The 792-nt window shown below is 79.0% G+C and carries 1 pseudogene; it reads right to left on the bottom strand.

Annotated features, from left to right (window positions below):
- Positions 1–792: pseudogene (locus tag ABD353_RS39750) on the bottom strand (hypothetical protein); the annotation flags it as partial.

The following is a 792-nucleotide window of genomic DNA, read 5'->3' as shown; positions in this document are numbered from 1 at the left end:
CCGCGGTCTCGGCCTGCTCGCCGGCCGCGCGGACGGCGTCGACGAGCTCGCCGAGGGTGCCGGGCGGGCACTGGGCGTGCCAGGAGGCGAGCCGGGCGGCCAGCGCCCGGTCGTGGCCGAGCCGGGCGGCGAGTTCGCGGATGTGCTCCTCGCGGGCGGTGGCGCGGGCGCGCAGTTCGCGGCGCTCGTCGTCGGCGGCGTGCTCGTCGTGCATGGCCGGGTTCGGCGGCACCAGGAAGAACGGCGGCTCGTCCTCGATCGGCGCGATCAGGGCGGCGGCGGTGCCGACGGCGACGGTGGAGCGCGGCAGCAGGGCGGCGTCGTGCAGGGCCGCGCGGGCACGTTCGAGCGAGGAGGGATCGGTGACGACGACGCCGTCGACCAGCTCGGGCCGGGCGGCGAGGATCGCCTCGTGGTCGGCCGGGTCGACGGACTGGGCGAGGTAGCGCCAGCCGGGCAGGGCCGGGATTCCGTGCTCGCCGAGGTACTCGACGGTGGCGAGCACGTCCGGGCCGGGCGGCAGCAGGCCGCCGTCGCCGAGCGCGGCGAGGATCCGGGAGTCGTCGGCGGCCGCGGTGCGCAGGTCGAACAGGGTGCGCTCGGCGGTGGCGACGGCCCGGTCGAGCTGCTCGCGCAGGTCCTCCGCGTTGCGGTCCAGCACGGCGGGGGTGAGGAAGCCCTCGTCCTCCGCGGCGCCCTCCTGGTACGGCGTCAGGGAGATCAGTTCGGCGAGCCGGGGCTCGGGGGGGGGGGGGGCGGGGGGGGGGGGGGCGGGGGGGGGGGGGGGGGGGG

This window comes from Kitasatospora arboriphila, assembly GCF_039528095.1.
Taxonomy (GTDB): Bacteria; Actinomycetota; Actinomycetes; order Streptomycetales; family Streptomycetaceae; genus Kitasatospora; species Kitasatospora arboriphila.
The sequence above is the reverse complement of the archived record's forward strand: the minus strand, read 5'-3'. Positions and strand labels throughout refer to the sequence as shown.